At 69.7% G+C, this 581-nt stretch carries 1 protein-coding gene; it reads right to left on the bottom strand.

Annotated features, from left to right (window positions below; all coding sequences use genetic code 11):
• Positions 1 to 48: 48 nt before the first annotated feature.
• Positions 49 to 581, bottom strand: a 533-nt coding sequence (locus tag E6J58_22665; GenBank protein ID TMB32585.1) for a long-chain fatty acid--CoA ligase, incomplete at its 5' end; no start/stop codon positions are given.

Here is a 581-nt window from a genome sequence, read left to right as displayed (position 1 = left end):
CCAGGCGTAGACCCGCGGGTTCCACGTAAGCAGGAACGTCCGATGCACTCAGGCGGCATCTTGCCGCGCCCGCAACCGGTCGTGCAGCTTGATCCGCTGCACCTTGCCGGAGGCGCTCTTCGGCAGTTCCCGCACCGCTTCGATGAGCTTCGGCCGCAGCGCCAGCGGCAGCTTCGACTCGGCGAACTCGCGCAGGCGCGCAGCGACGGTCGGGTCGCCTGGGTCGCGCGCCACCACGAACGCGGCGGGCGCCTCGCCCATCACCTCGTCCGGGACACCGATCACGGCCGCCTCCACGATGTCCGGGAACGCCAGCAGCGCTTCCTCGAAGCGCTCCGCGCTCGTCCGCGTACCGCCGCACTTGAGGAAGCTCTTCGCCCGTCCCAGGACGGTCACGTATCCATCCCGGTCGACGGTCGCCAGATCGCCTGTGTGCAGTCGCCCGTCGCGGAAGGTGACCGCGGTCTCCGCGGCATCCTGGAAATAGCCGCGGGCGATGTTCTCCCCTTCGGCGACGATCTCTCCGGTCTCGCCGGAAGCGACAGGGTGTCCCTGCTCGTCGAGCACGCGCAGCGTGACTC

The organism is Deltaproteobacteria bacterium (assembly GCA_005879535.1).
In the GTDB taxonomy this organism is placed as follows: domain Bacteria; phylum Myxococcota; class Myxococcia; order Myxococcales; family 40CM-4-68-19; genus 40CM-4-68-19.
This window is presented reverse-complemented; position numbering and strand designations above follow the sequence as displayed.